Consider the following 26,841-nt stretch of genomic DNA (forward strand, 5'->3'; position numbering starts at 1 on the left):
TACAATCCGAACATGCCTGCGTTCGCGTTTACCCGTCAACCCGATCCCCTGGCGTGGTTCGGGACCGGCCACGGCGGACCCTTGCTGGCGTCGGAACATGCGCGGGTGAGCCAGGCGCTCACCAGCCGGACGCCGCAGCCCTGGCTCTGGATAGCCCCAGACGGGAGCGACCCGTCGCCGGTCGCCGCGCCGGCCACCCGAGGGCTCCGTCTGCGGGCCCGTGCCGGCTCCCATCGGCTGGCGGGGCAGGTCCAGTGCGGCCTGCCGCTGCCGCTGCCGACCGAGGCGATGGGGGTGATCGTGCTGCAACACGTGCTGGATGCGGGCGACCCGCAGCCGCTCCTGCAGGAGTGCTCCCGGATCCTCGAGCCGGGCGGTCGCCTCTGGCTCTTCGTGCTGAACCCCTGGAGCCCATACCGATTGCGCTGGCGCGGCGCCGGCCTCGTGCCGCGCGCGCTGGGCCAGTGGCGCCTGCAACTGGCGGCGGCCGGCCTGGTCGTGTCGGAGCATGTGCTGCACTACGGTCCAGTCTGGAAAGGCCTCGCCGATGCCCCCGGACACGGACCTGCGCCGTTCCGCGCCGCGCGCCTGCTGCAGGCTGAAAAGCGCGTGGCCGGCCTTATTCCCCCTGCGCCCGTAGCACGCGCGTGGCGTGCCGCGCCCGCCGCCTGACCCCTTACCCCGAGAACCCATGAAACACGTCAGCATCCATACCGATGGCTCCTGCCTGGGCAATCCCGGTCCCGGTGGCTGGGCGGCGCTCCTGCGCTACGGCGAAAAGGAGCGCGAGGTCGTGGGGGGCGAGGCCCAGACCACCAACAACCGCATGGAACTGATGGCCGCCATCGCGGCACTGGAGGTGCTGACGGAGGGCTGCCAGGTCACGCTGCACATCGATTCGCAGTACGTCCGGCAAGGCATCACCGAATGGATGCCGGGCTGGGTGCGGCGCGGGTGGAAGACTGCCGGCGGCGATCCGGTGAAGAACCGCGACCTCTGGGAACGCCTGCATGCCGCCACGGCCCGCCACCGGATCGACTGGAAATGGGTCAAGGGCCACAACGGCGACCCCGACAACGAACGTGTCGATGCGCTGGCCCGCACCGCCGCCGAGCGTTTCCGCCGGGGAGCCGTGGCGTGAGCCCGACGTTGCATCCCGGGCAGGTCGTCGTGGAGACGGCGCGCCTGCGCCTGCATGCGATGTCGGACGCGGACGATGACGACGCGGCGCTCATGCTCGCGTTGCTCAACGATGCCGCTTTCATACGCCACATCGCCGATCGCGGCGTAAGGACCCTTGACCAGGCGCGTGCGTACCTGCGTACCGGCGCACTGCGCAGTTATTCGGAAAACGGCTTCGGCATGTATGCGGTCCGCCGCAAGGACACCGGCGCACTGATCGGCAACTGTGGCCTGGTCCTCCGCGAGGGGCTGGAAGGCCCCGATCTCGGTTACGCACTTCTGCCCTCGCACGCAGGCCAGGGGTTCGCGCGGGAGGCCGCGAACGCCGTCATCGCCGACGCCGCCCGCCGCCTCGGCCTCGTCCGCCTGCATGCCATCGTCAATCCCGACAACGTGGCCTCGATCGGCCTGTTGCAGAAACTGGGATTCGCATTCGACAGAATGATCGTGCTGCCCCCGATCGAACATCCGGTGGACCTGTTCCACCTGTCCCTCTCCAAGGAAGCCGCCTGATGCGCCAGATCATCCTCGACACCGAAACCACCGGCCTGGAGTGGAAGAAAGGCAACCGCGTCGTCGAGATCGGCTGCGTGGAGCTGCTGGAGCGCCGGCCGACCGGACGCACCTACCACCAGTACATCAATCCGCAGCGCGAGTTCGAGCAGGGCGCGGCCGAAGTCACCGGCCTGAGCCTCGAATTCCTGTCCGACAAACCGGTGTTCGCGGCGATCGCCGACGAGTTCCTGGCCTTCATCGACGGGGCCGAGCTTGTGATCCACAACGCAGCCTTCGACGTCGGCTTCCTGGACTACGAACTTTCCCGGCTCGGCGAACAGTACGGGCGCCTGTCCGACCGCGTCACCGTCGAAGACTCGCTGCTGCTGGCGCGCCAACGCTTCCCCGGCCAGCGCAATTCGCTGGATGCGCTCTGCAAGCGGCTCGGCGTGGACAACACGCACCGGCAATTGCACGGCGCCCTGCTCGATGCCCAGCTGCTGTGCGATGTCTACCTCAACCTGACGGCCGGCCAGCGCGAGATCGGCTTCGGCGGCGCGGAAGAGACGGCGTCGGCCGCGACCGCGGCGGTGGTCCAGTTCGACCCCGCGATCGCGGGCGCCCGCCCGCGGGTAGCGGTCTCGGCCGAGGAACTCGCCGCACACGATGCCCGGCTGGCGACGTTGAGGAAGAAGGCCGGCGGCCGCTGCCTGTGGGATCCTCCGGTGCTGGACGCCACTGCCTGAGTCGCGGCCGCCGCACCCCTTCACCCTGCGCCGGCCTTGCGGTAGCGTGCCTGCGGGGACATCGACAGGGGACGTGCATGGCGGGCAGGCAGGGAGGACGCAGGCGCTCTTGCGCCTTTGTGGTGGCGATGTTCGGGATCGTGGCGGGGATGGCCGAGGGCGGGGCGACGCCTGCGCCGCCCTTCCCCATGGAGGCGCCCGTGGCCTACACGGCCGCGCTGCAGGAAGCGATCGTGGCGCGCTGGGACGTGCCGGCGAGCGTACGCGCCGGGCAGATGTGTCCCGTACGGCTCACGCTGCTGCCCGGCGGCGAGGTCCTCACCGCCACTGCGGAGCCGGCATGCCGGTTCGATGCGAAGGGACGCGACTCGCTGCTGGCTGCCGTGCGGCAGGCGTCGCCGCTGCCTTATCGCGGCCACGAACGCGTGTTCCAGCGGACCACGGTGGTGCGGTTCGTACGGCCGGAGTCGGACGTGGCGAAGGCGCCTCCCGCGCCACCTGCCGCATTCCAGGACCATCTGGCCCGGGTGCGCGCGGTCGAGGCGCAGGCGCTCGACCCTGAAGCGCGTTGCCTCGCCTACCCGGACCTGCCCGGCAATGCCTGGCCGGCGAATGCGGGGGCGTCGCGTTGCCTCCTGTTGCGGGCGCCAATCCTGTCGCTGGACGAGATCGACCGGCAACTCGATCAACCGCAGGGAGCCCGCGCCCTGGACCGTCGTTTCGATGCGTTGCTGCGGGCGCACTACGCGGACGCGACCCAGCGCGATCAGATCTTCATCGCTTACTCGATCTTCGATGCCGATCCCGAGGCCGAGCGTGTTGCCCGACGCTGGCTGGAACAGTCGCCGGACAGCGCCTTCGCGAAAATGGCGCTGGGGGATGTTTACGCGCGCCAGGGTTGGCGGGCACGCGGCACCCAGTGGGCGTCGGAAACGCCGGGCCAGCAGCTGGAGCGGATGGGCGCGTTGTTCCAGCGTGCGGTGCCGCTGCTGGCCGAGGCGTTCCAGGAGGAGAAGCGGCTGTCTCCGGCGTGCGAACAACTGGCGGCGATCGGCCGGATGAGTTCCAACGAGTTGCAGCGCTGGGCGACCGCGGAGTGCCTCAGGATCGATCCGCAGTCCTACTTTGTTCTGGAAGAGGTCATCACGCAGGCCGAACCGCGCTGGGGCGGTTCGGAGGAGGCGATGCGCGCGGCTGCGGGGCTGATCGCCGCGCGTGTCGCGCAGAACCCTGCGCTGCTGACGCTGACGGCCATACCGATCGGCTATGAGGCGGATCTCGCCGACGCCTGGCCCGAGATCATGCCGGGTACGGTTGCCGCGTCGCTGCAGGCCCCCAATGCTGGCTACATGGCGCGTGCGGGACGCGGCATGTATGCGCAAGGCGATCGCTGGCGCGCGCTGAGCTGGGTGTCGCAGTCGCTGCGCTTCCAGCCGCGGGACGACAGCCACCTCGCGTTGCGTGCGGAGATCCTGATGGAACTGGACGATGGCGAGTGGGCATTGCGCGATGCGCGCCGTGCGGTCGAGGCGGCGCCCGCCAGCGCACGACGCCAGTACCTGCTGGCCCGTGCCACCCGGCGCGCGCTCGGCGAGCATGCGGCCCGCGGCCCGTTGTTGAAGACCATGGAGGACGCGGACATGCGGGAGCAAGCGTACGAGTTGTACTGCCAGACCTACGCGATGAGCGGTGAACTGGCGGCCGGCGAGGCATGCGTCGGGGCACTGGTCAGGGAGTTTCCGCGCAATGGCGAAGGCTGGCGCATGTTGGCCTGGCTCCGTGGCGTGCAGGACGATCCGGCCCAGGTGGAGGCGATCAACCAGTTCGTCAAATACCACGACCTCGAGCGCTGGCCGCACCATGCCGCGACGATCGAACGCATCCGTCGGGCGAGGGCGCAGCGATGAGGCCGGTGTTCCCGGGTCTTGTCGTGCCATGGGTGCTGTTGTTGGCCATCGCAGGCACCCGCGCCGAGGACCGCGCCGCGCCCGTCGTGCCATTGCCGCTCGATGCCAAGGTCGACGGCAAGGGGTATCCGGAATGGACGGCGGCGTGGTGGCAGTGGGCGGAAGCGCTGGATGGCCTGCCGTATCGCGACCGGGATGGCCGTGCCTGCGCCGTGGCACAGGATGGACCGGTCTGGTTTCTCGCGGGGACAACCGGCGGATTCAATGCGCGCCGCGAATGCACGGTTCCCGTTGGCAAGCACCTGCTCATGCCGGTGATCAACATGATCCACTACACGCCGGGCGACGCGTTGCGTGGCGATCGTGTCCCCAGCTGCCGCCAGTTGCAGGCCTGGGCTGCGGTCAACAACGACCGGCTGTCGAGTGCGGTGGTCCTGCTGGACGGCGTACCGGTCGCGGAGGTCGCGCGCTATCGCGTACGCAGCAACGGCTGCTTTCCGCTGTATCCCGATGTTCCACCTCCCCCGGGCCACCTGGCGCAGGTGGCGGCGAGCGACGGGTATTGGCTGTTGCTGCCGCCGCTGTCGCCGGGGCGGCATACCGTGAGCGTCGGCGCCAACTACGACGCCGATGGCAGTGGCTATGGGCGCATGGTGCAGAGCTTCGAGTACGTGCTCTGGATCGGGGGCGAAGGCGTCGCGGCCCGCTGACCCGCCCGTCCGTGCTCAGTGGCAGCGGACCAGGATCGCGGTCACGTTGTCCGAGCCGCCGCCGTCCAAAGCCGCCGCGATCAGCGTGTCGACGCATTCCTGTGCGCTGCAGTCGTCGTGCTTGAGGGTGGCGGCGATGCTGGGATCGTCGACCTCTTCGGTCAGCCCATCGCTGCACAACAACAGTTGCATGCCCGGGCGAAGTTCGCCGGTCATGGTTTCGACGTTGAGGTGGTTGGGGTCGGTGACCCCCAGCGCCTGGGTGACGACGTTGCGATGCGGGTGGGTGCGCGCCTGTTCGCTGGTCAGGGCACCCTGGGCGATCAGTTCCTGCACGTAGCTGTGGTCCTGGCTCAGCTGGGCCAGCTGCCCCTCGCGCCACAGGTAGGCCCGGCTGTCGCCGACCCAGGCCACTTCGAAGCAGTTGCCCTGGATGCGGGCCGCCACCACGGTGGTGCCCATCGGCAAGGTGTCGTTGCGGCGGCGGGAGGTACGGATGATCTCCTCGTCGGCGATCCGGATCGCCTGCGCCAGCGGCGTGCCATCGCGGATCTCGCGCACGATGGTCTCCCGCGCCAGGGCACTGGCCACTTCGCCGCAGGCGTGGCCGCCCATGCCATCGGCCACCAGCCACAGGCCCAGCTCGCTGTCGCCGTAGTAGGTGTCTTCGTTCAGCTCGCGACGGAGGCCGACGTGGGAGATGTGGCCGAATTCGATCATGGTGCCCTGGTCTGTGCGGACGGCGTTTTCCTATCCGCTCATACGCAATGATCCGTGCGGACAGGACATCGGACAAGATTCGGGGCTTTCCAAACCCAACCGGGGTTCACCGAGGTGCAGGTCGGGTGATGCGCCCCGCCGTCTTCGGGATCGGTCGGCTTGTCCCGATGCGGCGCGCCACGTATGATTCACGCCCCCGGGACAGCCCGGGCCACCGGAGAGGTGGCAGAGTGGTTGAATGTACCTGACTCGAAATCAGGCATACGTTAATAGCGTATCGAGGGTTCGAATCCCTCCCTCTCCGCCAGTTTCAAGAAAGCCCCCGCAAGGGGGCTTTTGCGTTTCCGTCACCGTGATGGGCGCGGATCGCCGTTGGGGACGGGCGTAGAATGGCCTTTTGCGCCGGAGCCCTCCATGTCCGAGATCCTCGTCCCCGTGTCCTTCGGTGAGCTGTTGGACAAGATCGCCATCCTGCAGATCAAGTCGGAACGCATGAGCGACCCGGCCAAACTGGCGCACGTGCGCGACGAACTGGCGGCGCTGGAGAAGACCTGGATGGCCCATCCCGTGGCCGGCCACGACATCGTCGAACTGCGCGCCCAGCTGAAAGCCGTGAACGAGCGCCTCTGGGTGGTCGAGGACGAGGTACGGCTGAAGGAAAAGGCGCAGGCCTTCGACGACGACTTCGTCCGCCTCGCCCGCAGCGTCTATTTCGAGAACGACGAGCGCGCCCGCATCAAGAAGGCGATCAACCTGGCCCTGGGCTCGAGCTACGTGGAAGAGAAGTCCTACCAGGACTACCGGACCGCGGGCGCGCCCTGACGGCGATCAGCCTGCGAGATCGTGCCGGCGTCGCTCGAAGGCGGCGATGCCATCGTCCACGGTGATCAGGGCCATGACGCCGTCGTGCTCGATCTTCGTGCCCCACGCGAGTTCGGCGGCTGGCCTGCCCTTGTAGCGGCGTGCGGCGTCATCGTAGCGGTCCACGCAGTAACGCACCGTGGAGTATGGGCCGCTGCGGCGGGGATTGCTGGCCGCGTGCAGGCCCAGCACGGCGGCGCCCATGGCGTTGGCGATGTGCATGGGGCCGGAGTCGGGCGTCATCACTAGGTCCGCGCGCGCCAGCAGGGCCGGCAACTGCTTCAGGGTGTCCTTGCCGACCAGGTCCAGCGCAGGTGACCGCATCGCGGCGATGATGCCGTCCGCTGTCCGCCGTTCCAATTCGCTGCGCCCCCCGCACACCACCACGCGCCATCCCTGCGAGGCAGCGTGGTCGGCGACGGCGGCGTAGCGGTCCGCATACCAGTTGCGACGTTCGTGGCTGGAACACGGCGAGATCACCAGCGTCCGCCGGCCGTCCTCGGGCCACTGCGCACGCGCCCATGCGTGCGCGTCGGCCGGTACCGGCAGGTCCCAGCGCACCTCGGTCTGGTGCAGGCCCAGCGGTTCGCAGAAACTGCCGATCGCATCGAGCACGTGGATGCCGGGCCTGTCGGGAATGCGTTCGTTGATCACCAGGCCATGCAGGTCCTTGGAACGACGGCGGTCGTAGCCGATCCTTCGCCGGGCCCGGATGAAGGCCGACAGCAGGTTCGCGCGCAACGCCACCTGCATCTGCAGCAGCGCGTCGAAGCGTTCCTCCGGCAGTTCCCGGCGCAAGGCGCGCATGCCGGCCAGTCCTGTCTTCTTGTCGTAGGTGTGGAAGGTCACGCCTTCCAGCCCTTCGAGCAGCTTGAATCCGCCCTTGTCGATTACCCAGTGCAGCGGCAGTTGCGGCCACTGCCGCTGCAGCGTGCGCACGAGGGGCACGACGTGGGTCACGTCGCCGAGTGCGGAGAGTCGGAGCAGGCAGAGCGATGAGGGAATCATGGGATAACTATTGTTAGACTCGCTGGATGGTCGGATTTGACGCCTCGGAATCCCTGACGCCGTTCCGCGAAGGCAGCGGATATGGCGCGATTCTGTTCGACCGCAAACACCTGCGGCAAGCGGATCCCGACTGGTTCCAGCCCGAGAAGTGGGGCGAACGCGCCCGCCCGGTGGACAGTGGAGGGCGCGGCAGCGCCTGGTTCATCGATGCCCCGTCCAGCCAGTGCGTGCTGCGTCATTATCGCCGGGGCGGCCTGGCGGCGCGTTTCAGCCGGGACCGCTATCTCTGGCATGGGCCGGACAAGACCCGCAGTTTCGCCGAGTTCCGGCTGACGCGTGCCCTGCTGGCGCGCGGCCTGCCGGTGCCAAGGCCGGTGGCGGCCAGCTACGTGCGCGACGGGATGTTCTACCGTGCGTCGATCCTGCTGGAGCGCCTGATGGAGGTGCGCACGCTGGCCGACATCGCCGACCAGACCGAGGGCCATGCGCCATGGGAGAGCACGGGCCGCCTGGTGGCGCGCTTCCATCGTGCGGGCCTGGACCATGCCGACCTCAATGCGCAGAACATCCTGTTCGATGCGGGCGGTCATGGCTGGCTGATCGATTTCGACCGGGGCCGGCTGCGCATTCCCGCCACCGCGTGGCGCGAACAGAACCTCGCACGGCTCAAGCGTTCCCTGCTCAAGTTGCGCGGTGCGCGCAGCGAGGATGAAGTAGGCGTCGACTTCGCGCACCTCCGCCGCGCCTACGACCATGCCTGGTCGCGGGGGTACTGACGTGGCGTGGATGCTGCGGTTCCTGGGCGTGGGCAACGCCGGTGCCGTCGAGCTCGGCTCGGCGATGGCGACGCTGGAGCGCGACGGCCGACCATGGCTGACGATCGACTGCGGCGGCGAAGGGTTGACCGCATACCAGTCGCGCCATGGAGGCATGCCCGAGGCGCTCTTCATCACCCATGTGCACCTCGATCACGTCGCGGGCATGGAAAGGTTGTTCGTCGCCAGCTATTTCGACGCTGCACGGCGCGGGAAGGTCCGCCTGTACGTGCCGGCGCCCCTGGTGCCGCTGCTCCACCAGCGCATCGCCAGCTATCCCAACGTCCTGGCAGAGGGCGGCGCGAACTTCTGGGACGCGTTCCAGCTGATCCCGGTCGGTGACGCGTTCTGGCATGACGGCTTGCGACTGGACGTGTTCCCGGTGCGCCACCATTGGCCGGAAACGGCGTTCGGCCTGCGCCTGCGGGGCAGCGTGGTGTGGACCGGCGATACGCGGCCCATCCCCGAAATGCTGGCGCGCCATGCGAACGCGGGCGAACTGATCGCCCATGATTGCGCATTGCACGGCAACCCGTCGCACAGCGGCATCGACGATCTGGAACGCGAGTATCCGTCCGCGCTGCTGGCCCGCTGCGTGCTGTACCACTATGCGAGCGAAGCGGACGCGCACGCCCTTCGCGCACGCGGCCACCGTGTCGCCGTGGCGGGCGAGGGATTCGCGCTGGCGGACCCGCTGCCGACCGTGCTGCCTTGAACGCCATCCCGCTCCCGCGCGATCTGCTGGGCCGTCCCCTGCATGACCTGCGGCTTTCCGTCATCGATGCCTGCAATTTCCGCTGCGGCTACTGCATGCCGGCCGATCGCGTGCCCGAGGACTACGGGACCGATGCCTCGCAACGCCTGTCTTTCGACGAGATCGACACGCTGGTCCGCGCCTTCGTGCGGCTGGGCATGCGCAAGCTGCGATTGACCGGGGGCGAGCCGCTGCTGCGCAAGCGCCTGCCCGATCTCGTCCACCGCCTTTCGGCCATTCCGGGATTGGAGGACATCGCCCTCACGACGAACGGCATGTTGCTGGCGCACCAGGCGCAGGCGCTGCACGACGCCGGCTTGCGGCGCATCACCGTCAGCCTGGACGCGCTGGATGCCGATCTCTTCGCCGAGATGTCGGGGCGGCGGGGGAAGGTAAGCGACGTGCTTGCGGGTATCGACGCCGCCGTGAGAGCCGGATTCTCGCGGCTCAAGATCAATGCCGTCGTGCAGCGCGGGCTCAACGAGAATCAGGTGGTGCCGTTGGTCGAGCATTTCCGCGGCACGGGCCATGTCGTGCGGTTCATCGAATTCATGGATGTGGGAGACAGCAACGACTGGCGGCTCGACCGGATGGTGCCGTCGGCCGCGTTGCGCGACCGCATCGCCGAGCGCTGGCCGCTGCATCCGCTGCAGGCGGACTATCGGGGCGAGGTGGCGGAGCGGTACGGGTTCGACGACGGCGGTGGCGAAGTCGGTTTCGTCAGCTCGGTCAGTACGCCGTTCTGCGGCGACTGCCACCGTGCGCGCGTGTCGGCCGACGGGCGCCTTTTCACCTGCCTGTTCGCGTCGGAGGGCGCCGACCTGCGTGCGGTCCTTGCGCAAGGCGAAGATGCGCTGGCGACGCACGTGGCAGGCCTGTGGTCGGCGCGCGGCGACCGCTACAGCGAGTTGCGTGGCCGTCCCGAAGTGCGGGATCGGCGACGCGTCGAGATGTATCTTATCGGTGGTTGAACCACGCAGGATCCTCATGCCACGTAACGCCCTGACCCATCTCGACGCCGACGGTCGCCCGGCCATGGTCGACGTTTCCGGCAAGGCGGCGACGGCGCGCGAAGCGCTCGCCACCTGCCGCGTGCGGTTTCCGGCGGAGATCGCGCGGCAGCTGAAGCGCAACGGCTTGCGCAGTGCGAAGGGCGGCATCGTCGATACGGCGATCATCGCCGGGACGATGGCGGTCAAGCGCACGCATGAACTGATCCCTTTCTGCCATCCGCTGCCGATCGACGGATGCCGCGTGGCGGTGGACTGGGATGGCGAAGCCACGCTGCGCATCGATTGCCAGGTACGCACCGTGCATCGCACGGGGGTGGAAATGGAGGCGCTCACCGGAGCCACGGTGGCCGCCCTTACGGTCTACGACATGTGCAAGGCGCTGTCGCACGCGATCGTGCTCGGACCGGCGAAACTCGTCGGCAAGCGCGGCGGCAAGCGCGACGTGGGGCAGCTCTGATGCCCACGGTGACGCTGCTCTATTTCGCCAGCCTGCGCGAGCGTGCCGGCATCGCCAGCGAAACCCTCTCCACCCAGGCCCCGGACCTGGCGAGGGTCTACGACGACGTACAGGCGCGGCATGGATTCACCTGGCCGCGCGAGCACCTGCGCGTCGCGGTGAACGGCGAGTTCGCGCGCTGGGGAGACGCGCCGTCTGCGGACAGCGAGATCGCCTTTATTCCGCCCGTCAGCGGGGGTTGAGCCATGGCCGACTTCGCCCTCTCGGAGACGCCGCCCGACCTGGACGCATGGCGCGCACGCGTGCTCGATCCGCGCGCGGGCGGCTACGCCAGCTTCGAAGGCTGGGTACGCGACCATCACGCGGGTCGCTCCGTGGGTGGCTTGGATTACGAAGCGTATGCAGCGCTCGCCGAGCGCGAAGGCGAACGCATCCTTGCGGAAGCGAAGGCGCGCTTCGACATCATCGCTGCGTGCTGCGTGCATCGCGTGGGAACGCTGGCCATCGGCGACCTGGCGGTGTGGGTGGGCGTAAGCGCCGCGCACCGCGGTGCGGCGTTCGATGCCTGCCGCTACATCATCGATGAGGTGAAGCGTCGCGTGCCGATCTGGAAGCGCGAGCATTACCGCGAAGGCGATGCCGACTGGCTGCACCCGATGGCGGAGGGTGCATGACGCCGAGGACAGTGCGTCCCCTCGTGCTGGCTTTGGCGGTCGGGCTGCTCGCTGCGCCGGCGGCAACGCGTGCGGCAGAGCTGCTGGTGGGCAACAAGTCGGCGGATACGGTCTGGCGCCTGTCGTTGCGCGACGGCCGAAGGATCGGCGAGTTCCGCACCGGCGAAGCACCGCACGAGATCGCGGTTGCGCCCGACGGGCGCATCGCCGTGGTGACGAACTACGGCGATGCGAAATCCGGCAGCTCGCTTTCGGTCCTGGACTTGGTGGGCGGCACGCCGACACGGACCATCGACCTGGGCCAGCACGGTGCGCCGCACGGTTTGCGCTTCCTGCCCGATGGCCGTCGCGTACTGGTGACGACGGAAGCCTCGGCCAGCCTGCTGGTCGTGGAGGTGGCCTCGGGCAGCATCGAGCGCGTGATCGATGTCGGTGGGGGCACGGGCCACATGGTCGCCGTGTCGACCGACGGAAAGGTCGCGTACCTGACCAAGATCCAGTCCGGTACGCTGAGCCGCATCGATCTGCAGTCCGGCATGAAGACGATGGAGCGCGCCGCCGGCAAGGGTGCGGAAGGCGTGGCGGTGCGACCGGATGGCCAGGAGGTGTGGGTGACCAATCGCGAGGACGGCACCGTCACCGTGCACGACCCGCGCACGCTGGCGGTCAAGCGTCGCATGAGCAGCAAGGGGTTTCCGATCCGGGTGGTGTTTTCCGCGGACGGCTCGCGGGCGTTCGTGACCAATGCGCGCGCCGCGACGCTCTCCGTCTTCAATGCCCGCACCAAGGTGCCAGTGGCTACCGTCTCGCTGTCGCGCGAAGACATGACCTACCAGCCCACGATGCTCGGCAACGCTGCATTGCCGATCGGCGTAGCGTTGGCAGCCGATCGGCCGCGCGCGTACGTGGCCATCAGTGGAGGCGACAGGATCGCCGTGATCGACACCGAACGCTGGCAGGTGATCGATTACTGGGTCACCGGACGCGAACCGGACGCGCTGGGGATCGTGGCCGAATGAACGACGCTCAAGAGGCGTCCGCCGCGATGGCGATGATGCCGTCGCGACGGCAGGAGACAGTGACGAGACGATGCCTCGAAAGGCGGTAGCCCCGCCGGCTGACCTCGGCGCCCGCATCGATCGATACCGTTGCTGCCTTCCGGCCCTGGCGGGATTTTCGACCTAGCGTCGCGAGGGGCCGACGGAGCCACCATAGACACGAAACCGCGCCTGGGCGCGGTCCGTCGTCAACCCGCCGAAGCGGGTTGCGATGAAACTGGCGGAGAGAGGGGGATTCGAACCCCCGAAGCGCGGTTTAGACGCTTACACACTTTCCAGGCGTGCTCCTTCAACCACTCGGACACCTCTCCGGGACCTGAATGCAGCCATAGGCTGCTTTCAGGGGCGTGAATTCTAGCCTTGGCAGGGGGGGCGCCACAAGCGAAGCCGTGGAATCGTCGCGGGGGCGGAGGGGCGGCTGGCGGAGCGTGGCACAATGTCGGCATGTCCTACCTCGTCCTCGCCCGCAAGTGGCGTCCCAAGCGTTTCGCCGAGTTGGTGGGCCAGGAGCACGTGGTCCGCGCGTTGACCAATGCACTGGACAGCGGCCGCGTCCACCACGCGTTCCTGTTCACCGGTACGCGCGGCGTGGGCAAGACCACCATTGCCCGCATCTTCGCCAAATCGCTGAACTGCGAGAAGGGCACCAGCGCCGATCCGTGCGGCCAGTGCCCGGCCTGCCTGGACATCGACGCCGGCCGCTACATCGACCTGCTGGAGATCGACGCCGCGTCCAACACCGGCGTGGACGACGTGCGCGAAGTGATCGAGAACGCGCAGTACATGCCGTCGCGTGGCAAGTTCAAGGTGTACCTGATCGACGAAGTCCACATGCTTTCGAAGGCCGCGTTCAATGCGCTGCTGAAGACGCTGGAGGAGCCGCCCGGGCATGTGAAGTTCCTGCTGGCCACCACGGATCCGCAGAAACTGCCGGTCACCGTGCTGTCGCGCTGCCTGCAGTTCAACCTCAAGCGCCTGGACGAGGAGCAGATCCGCGGGCAGATGACCAGGATCCTCAGCGCCGAGGCGATCGACGCCGATGCGAGCGCCATCGCCCAACTCGCGCGCGCAGCCGATGGCTCGCTGCGCGATGGTCTGTCGCTGCTGGACCAGGCCATCGCCTATGCCGGCGGTGCCCTGCGCGACGACGGCGTGCGCACCATGCTGGGCACGGTGGATCGCACCCAGGTGAATGCCATGCTGGCGGCACTCGCGCAGGGCGATGGCGAAACCCTGTTGCAGGTGGTGGCGCGGCTGGCGGAATTTTCGCCGGATTGGGCCGGCGTGCTGGATGCGGTGGCGGAAGCCTTGCACCGCATCCAGGTGAGGCAGTTGGTGCCCTCGGCCAGTGTGGAGGCGGAAGGGATCGACGTCGATGCCTTCGCAGGCCAGCTGCGTCCGGAGGTCGTGCAGTTGTGGTACCAGATGGCCATCAACGGTCGCCGCGACCTGCATGTGGCACCCAGCGGTCGGGCCGGATTCGAAATGAGCCTCCTGCGCATGCTGGCGTTCCGCCCGGCGCAGGCGGGCGAAATGCGAGGTGAGGCGCGCGCACCGGTGGTGCAGGCGCCCATCCCGAATGCGCCGCCGCCCGCCGCCAGTCCTTCGCCCGCGATGCGCACGGCGCCCGCGACGCCGGAGCCGGTCATGCCACCGCAGCAGATGGCCCGTGAAGAGCGTCCCGCGCCTCCCAGCCCGAGCCCGGCACGCGCCATGGTGGACGACGCGCCGCCCTGGCGTGTCGCCGACGAACCTGCGGCAGCAGCACCTGTCGCATCGACGATGCCGGCCGGCATCGGCATCACCGACGCGGAGACCTGGCTGCATTTCGCCAGCACCTGCGGCCTGAAGGGCGTGGGCAAGCAACTGGTCGACAATGTCGCCTTCGCCGGATATGCGGACGGTACGCTGACCCTCGCGCTCGACAGCGGCTTCGACTACCTGCGATCGGAACGCACACTCGGCGAACTCGGTGAGGCCATCGCCAGCCGCTATGGGGTGGCGCCGCGGCTGGCATTCGCGGCGGCCGCGCCGGCAGGCGAGACGCTGAAGCAGCGCAGCCACCGGCAGCGCGACGAACGCCAGAACGTCGCCGAATCGACCTTCATGAACCATCCGGACGTGCGCCAGCTGATGCAGCAGCATGGCGCCCGGCTCGTTCCGGACTCCATCCGACCTTACGAAGAGTGATCACGACATGCGTGGAAACATCGCCCAACTGATGCAGCAGGCGCAGAAGATGCAGGAGAACCTGCAGCGCGCCCAGGAAGAACTCGCCAAGCTGGAAGTCACCGGCAATGCCGGGGGCGGCATGGTCAGCGTGACGCTGACCGGCGCCAAGGAATGCCGCAAGGTCCGCATCGATCCGTCGCTGATGTCGGACGCGGAAATGCTGGAGGACCTGATCGCCGCCGCCTTCAACGATGCGTCCAACAAGGTCGACGCGGAATCGAAGTCGCGCATGGGCGCCGCCACGGCCGGCATGCCGCTGCCGCCCGGCATGAAGATGCCGTTCTGACCGCGATCCCGATCGGTTGACGGCGGCGCGCCTGCGCTGCCCCGGAACGACATGTCCAGCCCGCTGCTCGAACAGCTCATCGAAGCGTTGCGCGTCCTGCCCGGTGTCGGGCAGAAGACCGCGCAGCGCATGGCGTACCACCTGCTCGACCGGGAGCGGGACGGTGGCCGGCGCCTGGCCGGCGTGCTGGCCGAAGCGCTCGACCAGATCGGCCATTGCGAGCAGTGCCGCGATTTCACCGAGGGTGCGATCTGCACGCTCTGCGCGAGCGGCAGCCGCGACCGCCACCAGCTATGCATCGTGGAATCGCCATCCGATCGCCTCGCCATCGAGCAGGCCACCGGCTATCGCGGGGTGTACTTCGTCCTGCACGGGCGTCTGTCGCCGCTGGATGGTGTCGGACCGCGCGAGCTTGGGCTGGATGCGCTGTCCGCGCGCCTCGCAGCAGGGGAGGTGAGCGAACTGATCATCGCCACCAACCCGACCGTCGAAGGCGAAGCGACCGCCCACTACCTTGCGCAGCTGGCGCGGCAGCAGGGCGTGCGTCCCAGTCGCCTGGCCCATGGCGTGCCGCTGGGGGGGGAACTGGAGTACGTCGACCGCGGCACGCTGGCTCATGCGTTCGGCGGCCGCAGCGAGATGACCTGATTTCACGCACGGAGATCCGTACCGCCATGACCGACACCATCTTCGCCAAGATCATCCGCCGCGAGATTCCGGCCACCATCGTCTATGAAGACGACGAGGTGCTGGGTTTCAAGGACATCGGGCCGCAGGCGCCGGTGCACGTGCTTTTCATTCCGAAGAACGAAGCGATACCCACGCTGGACGACCTGCGCCCGGAACAGGCGCACCTGATGGGCAAGCTCGCGATGGCTGCCGCGGATTACGCGCGCAGCGAGGGATTTGCGCAGGATGGCTACCGCATCGTGATGAACTGCCGCGAAAACGCCGGACAGACCGTGTTCCACATCCATCTGCACCTGCTGGCGGGAGCGCCGCTGGGACGATTCGGAACGCCCGCCTGAGCGCTTGCGCATACAGGCCCCATGAAAAAAGCCGCTCGATGAGCGGCTTTTTTGCGTGGATCGCGCCAGGTCTCGCTTACCACCAACCCCAGCGGCCCCAGCGTGGGCCCCAGAACGGATCGTAGTAGGGATAGGGGCGGACAACCTCGACTTCGCGCACTTCCGGCCACAGGTAGACCACGTCGGCGGCCACGCGGGGCAACTGGTAGTCGTAGTCGCCGATGCGGGTGCTTTCGTAGCCCTCGATCTTGCCGACGAAGGTCACTTCGCGGCCTTCGGCAAACACAGCGGGGTCGTAGAACCCGGCACGGCAGGCGATGAAGCGGCCATCGGTGGCGTCGGGCGCCGTCGACATCGGGCGGCCCGTGGCGTTGAGCGGCCTGGAGACGAGCTGGAAGCAGGTCGAATTCTGTCCGGGCGTCGTGCTGATGATCCGGCCGCCCCATCGGACCGGGGCGCCGACCTGCGGCGCGCCCACGGAATCGCGCGGATTGACCGGGGTGAAGCTGCCCTGCAGCGGCTTGGGTGCGGTGGCGCACGCGGAAAGCAGCGCGGTGGCTGCGACGACGACGGCGAAACGAAGGTTCATGGCCAGTCTCCAGCGGGTTATGGGCGGTGCCGGCGCAGGTCTTCGATCAATGCCCGGTGGTCTCCCTGCTCCGGAGCGTAGCGCGCTGCAGCGAAACGCTGGCTGAGTGAAAGCAGCCGATTCGCCGTGCGGGGGCGACCGGCGGCCGCACGGCGGGCCCACGCCGCAGGACTTTCATGAGGCTCTCGTCCCAGCCCAAGGCGCGCGTAGCGTCGGCTGAGCGCATGCCAGGCGCGCAACAAGGGATCCCGTTGCCGCTCGCCCCGGGCCAGCAGCCAGCCCATCCAGGCCATGGCCGCCATTGCGAAAACCCCGAAAAGCGCCGTCAACTCACTGCTGCCCAGTTGCTTGGCGCCGAGACGCTCAAGCAGGCGTGATTGCCGCTTGGCGTCGAAACCCAGCACCAGGTCGTTCCAGCCCCGGCGCAACCAGTCGCCGACCTGGCCGAGGTCCTCGATGCCGATCAGGTTGCCCATGGCGCCGCCGGCCCCCAGTCGGTCTTCGATCGTGTCATAGATGCGCTCGGGCGCAACGGCGGCGGTGGGATCTACCCTCACCCAGCCTCGCCCGGGCATCCACACTTCTGCCCACGCGTGGGCATCCAGGTTGCGGACGATCCAGTACTTTCCCAATGCGTTGTACTTGCCGCCCGCATAGCCGGTGACTACGCGCGCTGGGATGCCCGCCGACCGCATCAGGAACACGAACGACGAACTGAAGTGCTCGCAGAACCCTTGCTGTTGGTCGAAGAGGAATTCGTCGACGGTGTCGCGGCCGGGAAATGGCGTGTCCAGCGTGTAGGCGAAGTCGGACCGTATCCACTGGAGCGCGCGCGCGACGATCGCTGCATCGTTGGCGCCCGCATCGCGGCGCCATTGCGCACCCAGTGCGCGGGTGCGCGGATTGAAGCCCGGCGGCAGCTGCAGGGCCTGGGCGCGTCGCGATACCGACAGGTCGGCTTCGAACCGCGTCGGAAGTGATGACTGCAGGCGCCACCGTGTCAGCGAGCTGAGCGGCGTGCGCGTCGCCATGCTGTAGTCGCGGGCCATCCACGCGCCATCGGGTGTCGCGTTCGGAAGGTCGAGCGCCACCAGGTCGCGACGGTCGCTGGGCTCCACGTCCATCTGGTAATCCCAGTTGAGTGCGGCGCGCGCCGTATCGGCCGGCGGCAGGGCAGGGGGCGCATCGCGACGCGTCCAGGTGCGGCCATCGAAGTCCGTCAGCACCGGGCCACGCCAGTACATCTGGCTCGTGGGAGGCGTGGCGCCGAAGAACTGCACGCGCAGCGCGGGCGCCTCGTCGGCGATGAGGTCCAGGTAGCTGCCGGGCGACATGTCGTCGCTGAGGCCCGGCTTCGACAGGGCCCGCTCAGGTACGCCCCACAATGGCGACGGAAAGCGCGGGAACAACCAGAAGGCCGCCATCACCAGCGGCACGCCGATGGCGACCAGTTTTCCGATTTCGCGAACCTGGTGCAGCGGGCGCGACAAACCGGCCAGCGATACGGCCTCGGCATCGGCGAGTCGATGCAGCGCGACCAGGGCACCCAACACGCTGGCCAGGCCCAGCGCCATGCTCAATGGTCCCTGGTCGAGGAGGAACGCGGCGAACGGTGCGAACAGCGCAAAGCCCAGCAGGCTGCGGTTGTCGCGCAGCGTGCGGGTCTCGGTAGGCTTGAGCGCCAGCATGCCGGCGAGCAGGGCGCACCCGGTATCGCGTCCGAACTGCATGCCGGTCACCGACATCACCGCCGCGAACAACGCCAGCGCCATCAATGCCCTCAACAGGCCATGCAGGGGGCGACGCCATGACGCCAGCGCCAGCACGACACCCGTGGCCCCGATACCGAACGCCAGCGTCGTCGGCAGCTGGACAAGCAATGGCAGCAGGCAGGCACCCGCGGCGGCCAGCGTCCACTGGCGACTGAGTGCATCCAGCGTGGGGGCGTCAGCGGGCTTCATGCGGAAGCAGCGCCAGGGCGCGCAGGCAGGCGTGGCGGTGCGCGGGACCGTCCGCCGGGCCCAGCGCAGGTTGGCCGGGCAGCCGCAGGCGGTAGCGGAGGCCCTCGCGTTCGGCGCATTCGACCCAGTGCGCGAGTCGCTGGATGCGCATTTCGTGTCCAAGCATCGTCAACGCGTCCCAGTCGAGTTCCACGGCGCGCCCCAGTGGCCGTTCGTAGTCGCGAACGAGCAACTGGTCGCGGCGCGCGGAGGGCTTCCACGCAATGGCACGCCGGGCATCGCCCGCGCGATAGTTGCGCAACTGGTGCACGTCCTCACCCGCCAGATCCAGCCTGGCCTTGGTGCCGCCCTTGTCCGCAGGCGGTAGCGGCGGCCCTTGTACTTCCGCGGCGGGATACACCAGCAACGGCGAGTCGGGCCATACCCATGCCCACGCCCTGGCGAGACCCAGCGGCTGCGTGGTGGAGATGCGCACGCGGTCGACATCGAACCAGCCGCGTCGTTCCGTCGGAAGTACCACTTCGACCACGGTGCCGTCGGACGCTGGCAACGACGTGAACGCAGGGATGCCGCACGCATCGATGCGTAACCCGTGGCGCACACGCGCGTCGCGTGATGCGAGCGCGACGTGCAGGCGCAGGGGCGTGCCGACCGGGACAGGATCCGCCGACAAGGCATCGATGTGCAGGCCGGCGAGTTGAAGGTGGGCGAAGATCAGGCTGGCCATCGCGGTGGCAGCGAGCAGCAATGCGAGCAGCAGTGCCGGGTTGTTGTTGTAATTCAGCGCACCCAGGATCATCGCGCTCACCAGGGTGGCGAAGAACAGTCCGAACGGCGTGGGAAGCACGTAGATGCGCCTGCGCTCGAGCACGACGGGCAACGACTCCGGTCGCCGTGGCCGCGCCAGACGCGCGAATCGACGGATCAGGGAGAGCGCCATGCTCAATCCACCGGCACCGCGTGCAGGATCGCCTTGGCCAGTGCACCCGCCGATGCCGCTTCCGCCTCGGGTACCAGGCGATGCGCTGCGACCGCGGCGAACAGGGCCTGCACATCGTCCGGCAACACGTGCATGCGTCCGAGCAGCAGCGCGTACGCGCGCGCCGCGCGCAGCAGCGCGATGCCGGCGCGGGGCGACAGGCCTACGCGTACCCCCGGATGCTGGCGGCTGCGCGTGAGCAGCGCCTGCACGTAGTCGATCAGGGCGTCACTGGCATGTACGTCCGCAACGGCCCGGCGCAGCGCCATCACGTCGTCCGAGGACAGCAGGGGCATCGCCTGTGCGATCAGCATGCGGCGGTCGCTGCCGGCCAGCAGCGCGCGTTCCGACTCTGCGCTGGGATAGCCCAGCGCCAGCCGCAGCAGGAAACGGTCCAGCTGCGAATCCGGCAAGGGATACGTGCCGGAGAGGTCGACCGGGTTCTGCGTGGCGATCACGAAAAAGGGTGCAGGCAGCGCATGCGTCACGCCGTCCAGCGTGACCTGATGCTCGGCCATCGCCTCGAGCAGGGCGCTCTGCGTGCGGGGCGGTGCGCGATTGATCTCGTCCGCCAGCAGCACGTTGGTGAAGACGGGCCCCGGATGGAAGCTGAAGGCGCGTGCCTGCGCGTCGTACACCGACACGCCCAGTACATCGGCCGGCAACAGATCCGACGTGAACTGCACCCGCTGGAAAGCCAGCCCGAGCGTGGCCGCCAGTGCATGGGCCAGCGTGGTCTTGCCTAGGCCCGGCAGGTCTTCGATCAGCAGGTGGCCGTCCGACAGCAAGGCCACGAAGGCGAGCCGTACTTCGTGCGACTTGCCGAGCACCAGCGAGTTGACCTGGGCCTGCGCGCGGGTGAGGGCGTCGGCGAGGCCTTCGGATAGCATAGGGCGGGTGCTGGGGATGGCGGACATCGCGCTCTCGGTTTCCGATCGTGGGTTGAGGGCAGTGTAGCGAGATGGACGAAGAACAACGCGCGCGCCGATGGTTCCTTGCCGTGTGGGCAATCGTGACGGTCGTCAAGGTCGCGATCGCCGCGCGCCTGCCGCTGTTCGTCGATGAGGCGTTCTACTGGCAGGAAGGGCGGCACCTCGCGGCGGCCTATTCCGATCTGCCCGGGTTGACGGCATGGCTGACGCGACTGGGTACGGAACTGGGAGGCCACCACGTGCTCGCCGTGCGCGCCCCCTTCCTGCTGATCGCAGCCTTGGTCCCCTGGTGGGTGGCCCGCACTGCGGCGCCCTGGTTCGGGCCGGCCATCGGCTGGCAGGCGGCAACCCTGACGGTGCTGATGCCGCTCTCCGCCACGCTGGGGCTGCTCGCGTTGCCGGATGTGCCGATGGCGCTCGCAACGGTGCTTTGCGCGGATGCCGGCGCGCGCCTGCTGCGCCAGGTCGATGCGATGTCGGCGACCGAGCTGGCGCTCGGCCTGATGCTGGGGGCGCTCAGTCATTACCGGTTCGTCGGCGTGATAGGCGTGGGTCTGCTCGCGCTGCTCTGGTTGCCGGAAGGACGCAAGGTACTGCGCGATGCACGGGTGTGGGTTGCGCTTGCGGCGGGCGTGATCGCTTGGGCGCCACTGCTGGCCTGGAATCTCGAGTATGCCGACGCCGGCCTGCGCTTCCAGTTGCTCGACCGTCATCCATGGCGCTTCCACGGCGACGGGTTCCGTTTCCTCCTCGTGCAGGCCGCGATGGCCACGCCGTTGCTGTTCTGCGCCATGCTCGTGGTTTGCCTGCGGGGCGTCCGCGGTGGGGCAGGCGCCGGCACGGCGTGGCGCTACTTCGCGCTGCTGGGTGCGGTGTCGACGCTGGGATTCTTCGTGCTGGGTTTCTTCGCCGACAACGAGCGGGTCAGCTTCCATTGGCCGTTGCCGGGCTACCTGGCGCTGCTTGTCGTGGTGCCGCTGTTATTGCAGGAGTGGACGCCGGCGTGGCGGCGTGCGACGTGGAGCATCACGGCGCTCGGCACCCTGTCGATGATGGCTTACTACCTCGCAGTCTCGTTGCCCGGGGTGCGCGTAGAGTCCGCCGGCAGCAAGTACTACCCGGAGAACTTCGCGGGTTGGGACCGCCTGGCCGCGGAGGTGCGCGCCACGCGCGCAAGGATGCCCGAGGGCACCGTGCTGCTCGCCGACAATTTCAAGACCGGGGCAGCGCTGGGTTTCGCGCTGGACGACGCGGACATCCCGGTGCTCGACCATCCGTTGAACCGCAAGCATGGTCGAGCGCCGCAACTCCAGCTCTGGGGCCTGCAGCATGACGGGTCACGCGAAGCGCCGACTCTGCTGGTCGTCGGCGCGACGGACGTCAAGTTCAGCGCCCTGCTCGCGCATTACCAGTATCTCTGCGGGGTCGTCGGTCCCTTGCCGGCGCCGCAGGGGGTGAACATCGACCACGGCGCACGCCGGTTCCTGTTGTTCGCGCTGCCTGCGGTACGTAAGCAGGGCGAATGCATCACGCCCGTGGTCGCCAACATCGATGTCCCTTCGGCCGGCGAGCGTGTCGGGCGTCGATTCGCCGTGGGTGGCTGGGCGGTGAAGGATGTGGTCGGTGTCGCGAAGGTGGAAGTGCTGCTGGATGGTCGCGCGGTCGCCGAGACCACGCAGGCGGGCGCGAATGATTGGTTGCGCACGTTCCTCAAGGGGGCGTCGCGTGACCCGAGAATGCCGGTGGTCCAGTTCAGGGCCGATGTCGATGCCGGCGACATGCCGGCGGGCCGGCATTGGTTGGGGTTGCGGGTGACCGGCGGCGACGGCAGCGTCGAAACCTGGGCAGAGCAACCGCTCGATATCCGCTGACGGTCGGCCGGATCAGGGCAGGTCGAAGCCGGCCTCGCGCAGCATCCGTGAAAGGGCGATCAGCGGCAGGCCGACCAGCGCCGTGGGATCGGTCGATTCGATGGCCTCGAACAGGGTGATCCCCAGCCCCTCCGACTTGAAGCTGCCGGCGCAGTCGAACGGCTGCTCGACATCCACGTACCGCTCGATTTCCGATTCGGCGAGGTCGCGGAAGCGGACCGTGGTGATGTCCTGGGCCTCCAGGACGTGGTCGTCGCGCACCAGGCAGACGGCGGTGTGAAAGCGCACCTGACGCCCCGACATGGCCGTCAGCTGGGCGATGGCGGCCTCCCGGTGGCCCGGCTTTCCCAGGGGGTGTCCATCCAGCTCCGCCGCCTGGTCGGCGCCGATGACCCAGCTGCCGGGGTGCTGTCGGGCGATGGCATCCGCCTTGGCGCGGGCCAGGCGGGCGGCCATCGCGGGCACGGATTCCGTCGCCCCGGGCGTCTCGTCCACCTCCGGCCGCGCGATGTGCAGGGGCAGGCGCAGTCGTTCCAGCAGTTCGCGCCGGTAGCGGGAGGTGGAGGCGAGCAGCAGTGGCATGGGGCACCGGCAGGGGGACGGGGCGGGGAGTCTGCCCGCCGGCATGGCCGGCGGCAAGCCATCCTCGCCACCAGGGGTGGTTTGACAGTTCGGTATTCGATCCTTAACATTCAGCGGCTTATGTCCGCGAATATGCCCGAGCTGCTCGATGCGTGGCGCATGGTCGCGAACCGGCGCAGCTTCGAAGGCCGCCTGCCGTTGTCCGCCATGACGCGCCTGCAAGGCCTGTTGGCCGACACCGAGGGCGACGTTCGCTACACGGTGGAATTCGACCACGACGCATTGCGGGTCCCGTACCTGGAATTGCAGATCGAGGCCGGCCTTCCGCTGGTGTGCCAGCGTAGCCTGCAGCGCTTCGTGCTGCCGGTGTCGCTGAAGCAGCGGTTGGGTCTGGTGCGCAGCGAAGAGGAAGAAGCCGCGCTGCCGCCCGACTACGAAGCGCTGCTGGTGCCCGAAGACGGCATGCTGCGCCCCGCCGACCTGGTGGAGGACGAACTGGTCCTCGCCGTGCCGGTGGTGGCGGTGGATCCTGCGTCCGACGCGGTGGAGCGTGAGTGGGCGGCGGACGAAGAAGAGGTGGCGAGGGTCAGCCCGTTCGCGGCGCTGGCCTCGCTGAAGAAAGACTAGCCGCTACCGCGGTCTGGCGACACGAACCATACGGTTCACCAACAGATACAAGAGCTGGAGCAATCCCATGGCTGTGCAGAAATCCCGCGTCACCCCGTCCCGTCGTGGCCAGCGTCGTTCGCACGACGCGCTGACCGCCAAGCAGCTGTCGACCGACCCGACCACGGGCGAGATCCACCTGCGCCACCACGTGACCGCCGACGGCTACTACCGCGGCAAGAAGGTCATCGCCACCAAGACCTCGGCGGTCGAGGAAGATTGATCCGTGCGGCGCGCCCTCACGCAGGGCGCGCGTTCCGCATGATCGATGACTACCAGGGCCCGCATCCGGGCCGGCAATGGGGGCGTGCATGAGCGAGCCGGGCAACAAGGGGCGCATTTACGCGCGCATCGCCGGAACGGGCAGCTATCTGCCTGAAAAGGTGCTGACCAACGAGGACCTCTCGAAACTGGTCGATACCAGCGACGAGTGGATCCAGTCCCGCACCGGCATCCGCGAGCGGCACATCGCCGCCGAAGGCGAGACGGCCGGCGACCTGGGTTACCAGGCTGCGCTGCGCGCGCTCGAAGCCGCGGGCGTGGATGCCTCCGAGGTCGACCTGATCGTCGTCGGCACCACCACCCCCGACCTCATATTCCCGTCCACCGCCTGCCTGATCCAGGCGCGCCTTGGCGCGACCGGCTGCGCCGCGATGGATGTCAATGCCGCGTGCTCCGGCTTCATCTACGCGTTGAGCGTGGCGGAGAAGTTCATCCGCTGCGGCGATGCGAAGACCGCGCTCGTCATCGGCACCGAAACACTCAGCCGCATCGTCGACTGGACCGAGCGCACCACCTGCGTGCTGTTCGGCGACGGCGCCGGTGCGGCCGTGCTCAAGGCCGATGGCGAAACCGGCATCCTCAGCACCCACCTGCATGCGGATGGCAGCAAGAAGGAATTGCTGTGGAATCCGGTCGGTGTGTCGACCGGTTTCAAGGCCGACGAGCCGAACAACGGCGTCCGCATCGAGATGAAGGGCAACGACGTGTTCAAGTACGCCGTCAAGGCGCTGGACAGCGTGGTCGACGAAACGCTCGATGCCAATGGGCTGGACAAGCACGACCTAGACTGGCTTATTCCCCACCAGGCCAATCTGCGCATCATCGAAGCCACGGCCAAGCGCCTGGACATGTCGATGGACCAGGTGATCGTGACCGTCGACAAGCATGGCAACACGTCCTCCGGGTCGGTGCCGCTGGCGCTGGATACGGCAGTGCGTTCCGGTCGCGTGCAGCGCGGACAACTGCTGTTGCTGGAGGCCTTCGGCGGCGGTTTCACCTGGGGTTCGGTGCTGTTGCGCTACTGACGCGCACACCCTGGCCGCAGGCGAAGGCGACGCCGCAGGGCATCGCCTTCTTCGTTTCCGGCATCGCGTTTCCTGCTGCATGCGATGTTCATGCATGCGTCACGTCGTCGCATGCGCATACGCCCCGGTACAGACAATCCGAAGCGTTCGCCCGTATCATCGCGGCCTGATTTTCATGCAGGATGTCCGAGTGACTTCCCCCCAACTCGCTTTCGTATTCCCGGGCCAGGGCTCGCAGTCGGTCGGCATGCTGGCGGAGTTGTCCGAGCTGCATCCGATCGTGCGCGAGACGTTCGCCGAAGCGTCGGAAGGTGCGGGCGTGGACCTCTGGGCGTTGTCCCAGGGCGGTCCCGAGGAAATGCTCAATCGCACCGAATACACGCAGCCCGCGCTGCTCGCCGCCGGCATCGCGGTGTGGCGTGCGTGGCAGCAACAGGGTGGCGCGCAGCCCGCGCACCTGGCGGGCCACAGCCTGGGCGAATACACGGCGCTGGTCGCCGCAGGCGCACTGTCGTTGAAGGATGGCGCCCATTTGGTCCGCCTTCGTGGCCAGCTGATGCAGGACGCCGCGCCGGCGGGCGTCGGCGCGATGGCGGCGGTGCTGGGCGCGGAAGATACCCTGGTGGCCGAAGTCTGCGCGTTGGCATCGGACAGCAAAGTGGTCGTGCCCGCGAACTACAACTCGCCCGGCCAGATCGTGATCGGCGGCGACAGCGATGCGGTGGAGCGTGCGATCGCGCTGCTCACCGAGCGCGGCATCCGCAAGGTCGTGAAGCTGGCCGTCAGCGTGCCCTCGCATACGCCGCTGATGCGCGAAGCCGCGAATCGCCTGGCCGAGGTGATGGCGGGCCTGTCGTGGCATGCGCCGTCGCTGCCGGTGGTGCAGAACGTGGACGCGACGGTGCACGACGGGGTTGATGCGATCCGCGACGCACTGGTGCGCCAGCTCTACCTACCGGTGCGCTGGACCGACTGCGTGCAGGCGCTGGCATCCGAGGGTGTCACGCGCATCGCCGAATGCGGCCCGGGCAAAGTGCTGGCCGGCCTGGTCAAGCGCGTCGACAAGAGCCTCGACGCGCGCGCCATCGGTGGCGTCGGCGATTTCCAGGGTGCGTTGGCCGACTGGCAATCCTGATACGCAGCGACACGCGTTCCCTTATCCTGTCCGCCGCTATCGCGCGGACCCGTCCCGAGGACCTCCATCATGAGCAAACCCCTGCAGGGTGAAATCGCGCTGGTCACCGGCGCCAGCCGCGGCATCGGCGCGGCCATCGCAGACGCGCTGGCTGCGCAGGGCGCGACCGTCATCGGTACCGCCACCAGTACAGCGGGCGCGCAGGCCATCGGTGAGCGCTTGGCAAACGCAGGCGGCCATGGCCGCGAGCTCAACGTGACCGATGCCGGCGCCGTGGATGCGCTGATCGACGCCATCGCCAAGGAATTCGGCGGCATCTCCATCCTCGTCAACAACGCCGGCATCACGCGCGACAACCTGCTGATGCGGATGAAGGACGAGGACTGGCAGGCCATCCTCGACACCAACCTCACCAGCGTCTATCGCACATCGAAGGCGGTGATGCGCGGCATGATGAAGGCACGCAAGGGCCGCATCATCAACATCGCCTCGGTAATCGGCGTGACGGGCAATGCGGGCCAGGCGAACTATGCGGCGGCCAAGGCCGGCATCATCGCGTTCTCGAAGTCGCTGGCGAAGGAGATCGGCAGCCGCGGCGTGACCGTGAACGTGGTCGCTCCCGGCTTCATCGCCACCGACATGACCAAGGATCTGCCCGAAGAGACCAAGACCGCGCTCGCCGGCCAGATCGCGCTGGGTCGCCTGGGCGAGCCGGCCGACATCGCCAATGCGGTCGCGTTCCTCGCAGGGCCGGCCGCGGGCTACATCACGGGCGAGACCCTGCACGTCAACGGCGGCATGTACATGCCGTAAGAATTAGCTGTAAGTGGTTGATTCGGGTGCGTTTGGCGATACCTGCCCGGCGTCCCCGGT

31 protein-coding genes, 2 tRNA genes and 1 other RNA gene are annotated in these 26,841 nt (G+C 68.2%); 25 read left to right on the plus strand and 9 right to left on the minus strand.

What is annotated here, in order from left to right:
• The first annotated feature begins 12 nt into the window (after positions 1–12).
• The 6 genes from CYU89_RS08070 (at position 13) to CYU89_RS08095 (ending at position 5,040) form a co-directional block, all read left to right on the plus strand.
• Positions 13–672 carry a class I SAM-dependent methyltransferase gene (locus CYU89_RS08070; RefSeq protein ID WP_296280072.1) on the plus strand — a complete coding sequence of 220 codons (660 nt, stop codon included), beginning with the start codon at positions 13–15 and terminating at the stop codon, positions 670–672.
• A 19-nt stretch (positions 673–691) separates the two neighbouring features.
• Complete coding sequence (rnhA, locus tag CYU89_RS08075; protein WP_296280074.1) at positions 692–1,141, plus strand: ribonuclease HI; 450 nt, start codon at positions 692–694, stop codon at positions 1,139–1,141.
• Positions 1,138–1,695 (plus strand): GNAT family N-acetyltransferase, encoded by a 558-nt coding sequence (locus tag CYU89_RS08080; protein WP_296280076.1) that lies wholly within the window; start codon positions 1,138–1,140, stop codon positions 1,693–1,695. Before rnhA ends, CYU89_RS08080 begins: the two co-directional genes overlap by 4 nt.
• A complete protein-coding gene (gene dnaQ, locus CYU89_RS08085) occupies positions 1,695–2,423 on the plus strand; it encodes a DNA polymerase III subunit epsilon (RefSeq protein WP_296280077.1) in 729 nt (242 codons plus the stop codon). The genes CYU89_RS08080 and dnaQ overlap by 1 nt, the downstream gene beginning before the upstream one ends.
• A 200-nt stretch (positions 2,424–2,623) precedes the next feature.
• Positions 2,624–4,330, plus strand: a complete 1,707-nt coding sequence (locus tag CYU89_RS08090) for a DUF4034 domain-containing protein (protein WP_296280079.1) — start codon at positions 2,624–2,626, stop codon at positions 4,328–4,330.
• Positions 4,327–5,040, plus strand: coding sequence for a hypothetical protein (locus CYU89_RS08095; protein WP_296280080.1), 714 nt, complete (start codon positions 4,327–4,329; stop codon positions 5,038–5,040). The genes CYU89_RS08090 and CYU89_RS08095 overlap by 4 nt, the downstream gene beginning before the upstream one ends.
• Before the next feature lie 15 nt (positions 5,041–5,055).
• Here the strand turns inward: CYU89_RS08095 and CYU89_RS08100 are convergent, their stop codons facing one another.
• Positions 5,056–5,760: a PP2C family serine/threonine-protein phosphatase gene (locus CYU89_RS08100; RefSeq protein WP_296280082.1), complete on the minus strand. Its 705-nt coding sequence runs from the start codon at positions 5,758–5,760 to the stop codon at positions 5,056–5,058.
• A 216-nt stretch (positions 5,761–5,976) separates the two neighbouring features.
• Here CYU89_RS08100 and CYU89_RS08105 point away from each other — a divergent pair.
• Together CYU89_RS08105 and CYU89_RS08110 are read left to right on the plus strand one after the other, a co-directional pair.
• Positions 5,977–6,067, plus strand: a tRNA-Ser gene (locus CYU89_RS08105).
• Positions 6,068–6,174: 107 nt separating this feature from the next.
• Positions 6,175–6,582, plus strand: coding sequence for a DUF6165 family protein (locus tag CYU89_RS08110; RefSeq protein WP_296280083.1), 408 nt, complete (start codon positions 6,175–6,177; stop codon positions 6,580–6,582).
• Positions 6,583–6,588: 6 nt separating this feature from the next.
• On the opposite strand, the gene CYU89_RS08115 is transcribed toward CYU89_RS08110, so the two are convergent.
• Positions 6,589–7,629 carry a glycosyltransferase family 9 protein gene (locus CYU89_RS08115; RefSeq protein ID WP_296280085.1) on the minus strand — a complete coding sequence of 347 codons (1,041 nt, stop codon included), beginning with the start codon at positions 7,627–7,629 and terminating at the stop codon, positions 6,589–6,591.
• A 26-nt stretch (positions 7,630–7,655) separates the two neighbouring features.
• On the opposite strand from CYU89_RS08115, the gene CYU89_RS08120 reads away from it, so the two are divergent.
• From CYU89_RS08120 to CYU89_RS08150, 7 genes are read left to right on the plus strand one after another with little or no spacing between them, the layout of a single operon-like run.
• Positions 7,656–8,405 (plus strand): 3-deoxy-D-manno-octulosonic acid kinase, encoded by a 750-nt coding sequence (locus tag CYU89_RS08120; protein ID WP_296280088.1) that lies wholly within the window; start codon positions 7,656–7,658, stop codon positions 8,403–8,405.
• A gap of 1 nt (position 8,406) precedes the next feature.
• Positions 8,407–9,159, plus strand: coding sequence for an MBL fold metallo-hydrolase (locus CYU89_RS08125; RefSeq protein ID WP_296280090.1), 753 nt, complete (start codon positions 8,407–8,409; stop codon positions 9,157–9,159).
• Positions 9,156–10,169 (plus strand): GTP 3',8-cyclase MoaA, encoded by a 1,014-nt coding sequence (gene moaA / locus CYU89_RS08130; RefSeq protein WP_296280092.1) that lies wholly within the window; start codon positions 9,156–9,158, stop codon positions 10,167–10,169. The genes CYU89_RS08125 and moaA overlap by 4 nt, the downstream gene beginning before the upstream one ends.
• Before the next feature lie 16 nt (positions 10,170–10,185).
• The gene (moaC, locus tag CYU89_RS08135; RefSeq protein ID WP_296280094.1) at positions 10,186–10,668 is read left to right on the plus strand and encodes a cyclic pyranopterin monophosphate synthase MoaC; all 483 of its coding nucleotides are present in this window, start codon (positions 10,186–10,188) and stop codon (positions 10,666–10,668) included.
• Positions 10,665–10,910, plus strand: a complete 246-nt coding sequence (locus CYU89_RS08140) for a MoaD/ThiS family protein (RefSeq protein ID WP_296280251.1) — start codon at positions 10,665–10,667, stop codon at positions 10,908–10,910. The genes moaC and CYU89_RS08140 overlap by 4 nt, the downstream gene beginning before the upstream one ends.
• Positions 10,911–10,913: 3 nt before the next feature.
• Positions 10,914–11,342, plus strand: a complete 429-nt coding sequence (locus CYU89_RS08145) for a molybdenum cofactor biosynthesis protein MoaE (protein ID WP_296280096.1) — start codon at positions 10,914–10,916, stop codon at positions 11,340–11,342.
• Positions 11,339–12,361, plus strand: coding sequence for a cytochrome D1 domain-containing protein (locus CYU89_RS08150; protein ID WP_296280098.1), 1,023 nt, complete (start codon positions 11,339–11,341; stop codon positions 12,359–12,361). The genes CYU89_RS08145 and CYU89_RS08150 overlap by 4 nt, the downstream gene beginning before the upstream one ends.
• An 88-nt stretch (positions 12,362–12,449) precedes the next feature.
• Here CYU89_RS08150 and ffs read toward each other — a convergent pair.
• Positions 12,450–12,546: signal recognition particle sRNA small type (ffs, locus tag CYU89_RS08155), an RNA gene on the minus strand.
• A 72-nt stretch (positions 12,547–12,618) separates the two neighbouring features.
• Positions 12,619–12,711, minus strand: a tRNA-Ser gene (locus CYU89_RS08160).
• 133 nt (positions 12,712–12,844) lie between these two features.
• Here CYU89_RS08160 and dnaX point away from each other — a divergent pair.
• From dnaX to CYU89_RS08180, 4 genes are read left to right on the plus strand one after another with little or no spacing between them, the layout of a single operon-like run.
• A complete protein-coding gene (dnaX, locus tag CYU89_RS08165) occupies positions 12,845–14,590 on the plus strand; it encodes a DNA polymerase III subunit gamma/tau (protein ID WP_296280099.1) in 1,746 nt (581 codons plus the stop codon).
• Between the two features lie 7 nt (positions 14,591–14,597).
• A complete protein-coding gene (locus CYU89_RS08170; protein WP_296280101.1) occupies positions 14,598–14,918 on the plus strand; it encodes a YbaB/EbfC family nucleoid-associated protein in 321 nt (106 codons plus the stop codon).
• A gap of 51 nt (positions 14,919–14,969) precedes the next feature.
• Positions 14,970–15,566, plus strand: a complete 597-nt coding sequence (recR, locus tag CYU89_RS08175; protein ID WP_296280103.1) for a recombination mediator RecR — start codon at positions 14,970–14,972, stop codon at positions 15,564–15,566.
• Positions 15,567–15,592: 26 nt separating this feature from the next.
• The gene (locus CYU89_RS08180; protein ID WP_296280105.1) at positions 15,593–15,946 is read left to right on the plus strand and encodes a histidine triad nucleotide-binding protein; all 354 of its coding nucleotides are present in this window, start codon (positions 15,593–15,595) and stop codon (positions 15,944–15,946) included.
• Between the two features lie 76 nt (positions 15,947–16,022).
• On the opposite strand, the gene CYU89_RS08185 is transcribed toward CYU89_RS08180, so the two are convergent.
• From CYU89_RS08185 to CYU89_RS08200, 4 genes are read right to left on the minus strand one after another with little or no spacing between them, the layout of a single operon-like run.
• On the minus strand, positions 16,023–16,535 hold the full coding sequence (locus CYU89_RS08185) for a Slp family lipoprotein (RefSeq protein ID WP_296280107.1): 513 nt from the start codon (positions 16,533–16,535) through the stop codon (positions 16,023–16,025).
• A 17-nt stretch (positions 16,536–16,552) separates the two neighbouring features.
• Positions 16,553–18,496, minus strand: a complete 1,944-nt coding sequence (locus CYU89_RS08190; RefSeq protein WP_296280109.1) for a DUF3488 and transglutaminase-like domain-containing protein — start codon at positions 18,494–18,496, stop codon at positions 16,553–16,555.
• Positions 18,483–19,436, minus strand: coding sequence for a DUF58 domain-containing protein (locus CYU89_RS08195; RefSeq protein WP_296280111.1), 954 nt, complete (start codon positions 19,434–19,436; stop codon positions 18,483–18,485). Before CYU89_RS08195 ends, CYU89_RS08190 begins: the two co-directional genes overlap by 14 nt.
• A 2-nt stretch (positions 19,437–19,438) precedes the next feature.
• On the minus strand, positions 19,439–20,365 hold the full coding sequence (locus CYU89_RS08200; RefSeq protein ID WP_296280113.1) for an AAA family ATPase: 927 nt from the start codon (positions 20,363–20,365) through the stop codon (positions 19,439–19,441).
• A 71-nt stretch (positions 20,366–20,436) separates the two neighbouring features.
• Between CYU89_RS08200 and CYU89_RS08205 the strand changes: the two genes are divergently transcribed.
• On the plus strand, positions 20,437–22,278 hold the full coding sequence (locus CYU89_RS08205; RefSeq protein WP_296280115.1) for a glycosyltransferase family 39 protein: 1,842 nt from the start codon (positions 20,437–20,439) through the stop codon (positions 22,276–22,278).
• A 12-nt stretch (positions 22,279–22,290) separates the two neighbouring features.
• Here the strand turns inward: CYU89_RS08205 and CYU89_RS08210 are convergent, their stop codons facing one another.
• Positions 22,291–22,860, minus strand: coding sequence for a Maf family nucleotide pyrophosphatase (locus CYU89_RS08210; RefSeq protein WP_296280116.1), 570 nt, complete (start codon positions 22,858–22,860; stop codon positions 22,291–22,293).
• 120 nt (positions 22,861–22,980) lie between these two features.
• On the opposite strand from CYU89_RS08210, the gene CYU89_RS08215 reads away from it, so the two are divergent.
• The 5 genes from CYU89_RS08215 (at position 22,981) to fabG (ending at position 26,781) form a co-directional block, all read left to right on the plus strand.
• Positions 22,981–23,487, plus strand: a complete 507-nt coding sequence (locus CYU89_RS08215) for a YceD family protein (protein WP_296280118.1) — start codon at positions 22,981–22,983, stop codon at positions 23,485–23,487.
• A 67-nt stretch (positions 23,488–23,554) separates the two neighbouring features.
• Entirely contained in the window at positions 23,555–23,749 is a 195-nt protein-coding gene (rpmF, locus tag CYU89_RS08220) for a 50S ribosomal protein L32 (protein WP_162336389.1), read from the plus strand.
• A gap of 88 nt (positions 23,750–23,837) precedes the next feature.
• Positions 23,838–24,833, plus strand: coding sequence for a beta-ketoacyl-ACP synthase III (locus CYU89_RS08225; protein WP_296280122.1), 996 nt, complete (start codon positions 23,838–23,840; stop codon positions 24,831–24,833).
• Positions 24,834–25,023: 190 nt separating this feature from the next.
• Complete coding sequence (fabD, locus tag CYU89_RS08230) at positions 25,024–25,968, plus strand: ACP S-malonyltransferase (protein WP_296280123.1); 945 nt, start codon at positions 25,024–25,026, stop codon at positions 25,966–25,968.
• A gap of 69 nt (positions 25,969–26,037) precedes the next feature.
• On the plus strand, positions 26,038–26,781 hold the full coding sequence (fabG, locus tag CYU89_RS08235) for a 3-oxoacyl-ACP reductase FabG (RefSeq protein WP_296280125.1): 744 nt from the start codon (positions 26,038–26,040) through the stop codon (positions 26,779–26,781).
• Positions 26,782–26,841 lie beyond the last annotated feature (60 nt).

Origin of the sequence: Pseudoxanthomonas sp. (assembly GCF_002863005.1) — a bacterium.
Taxonomy (GTDB): Bacteria; Pseudomonadota; Gammaproteobacteria; order Xanthomonadales; family Xanthomonadaceae; genus Pseudoxanthomonas_A.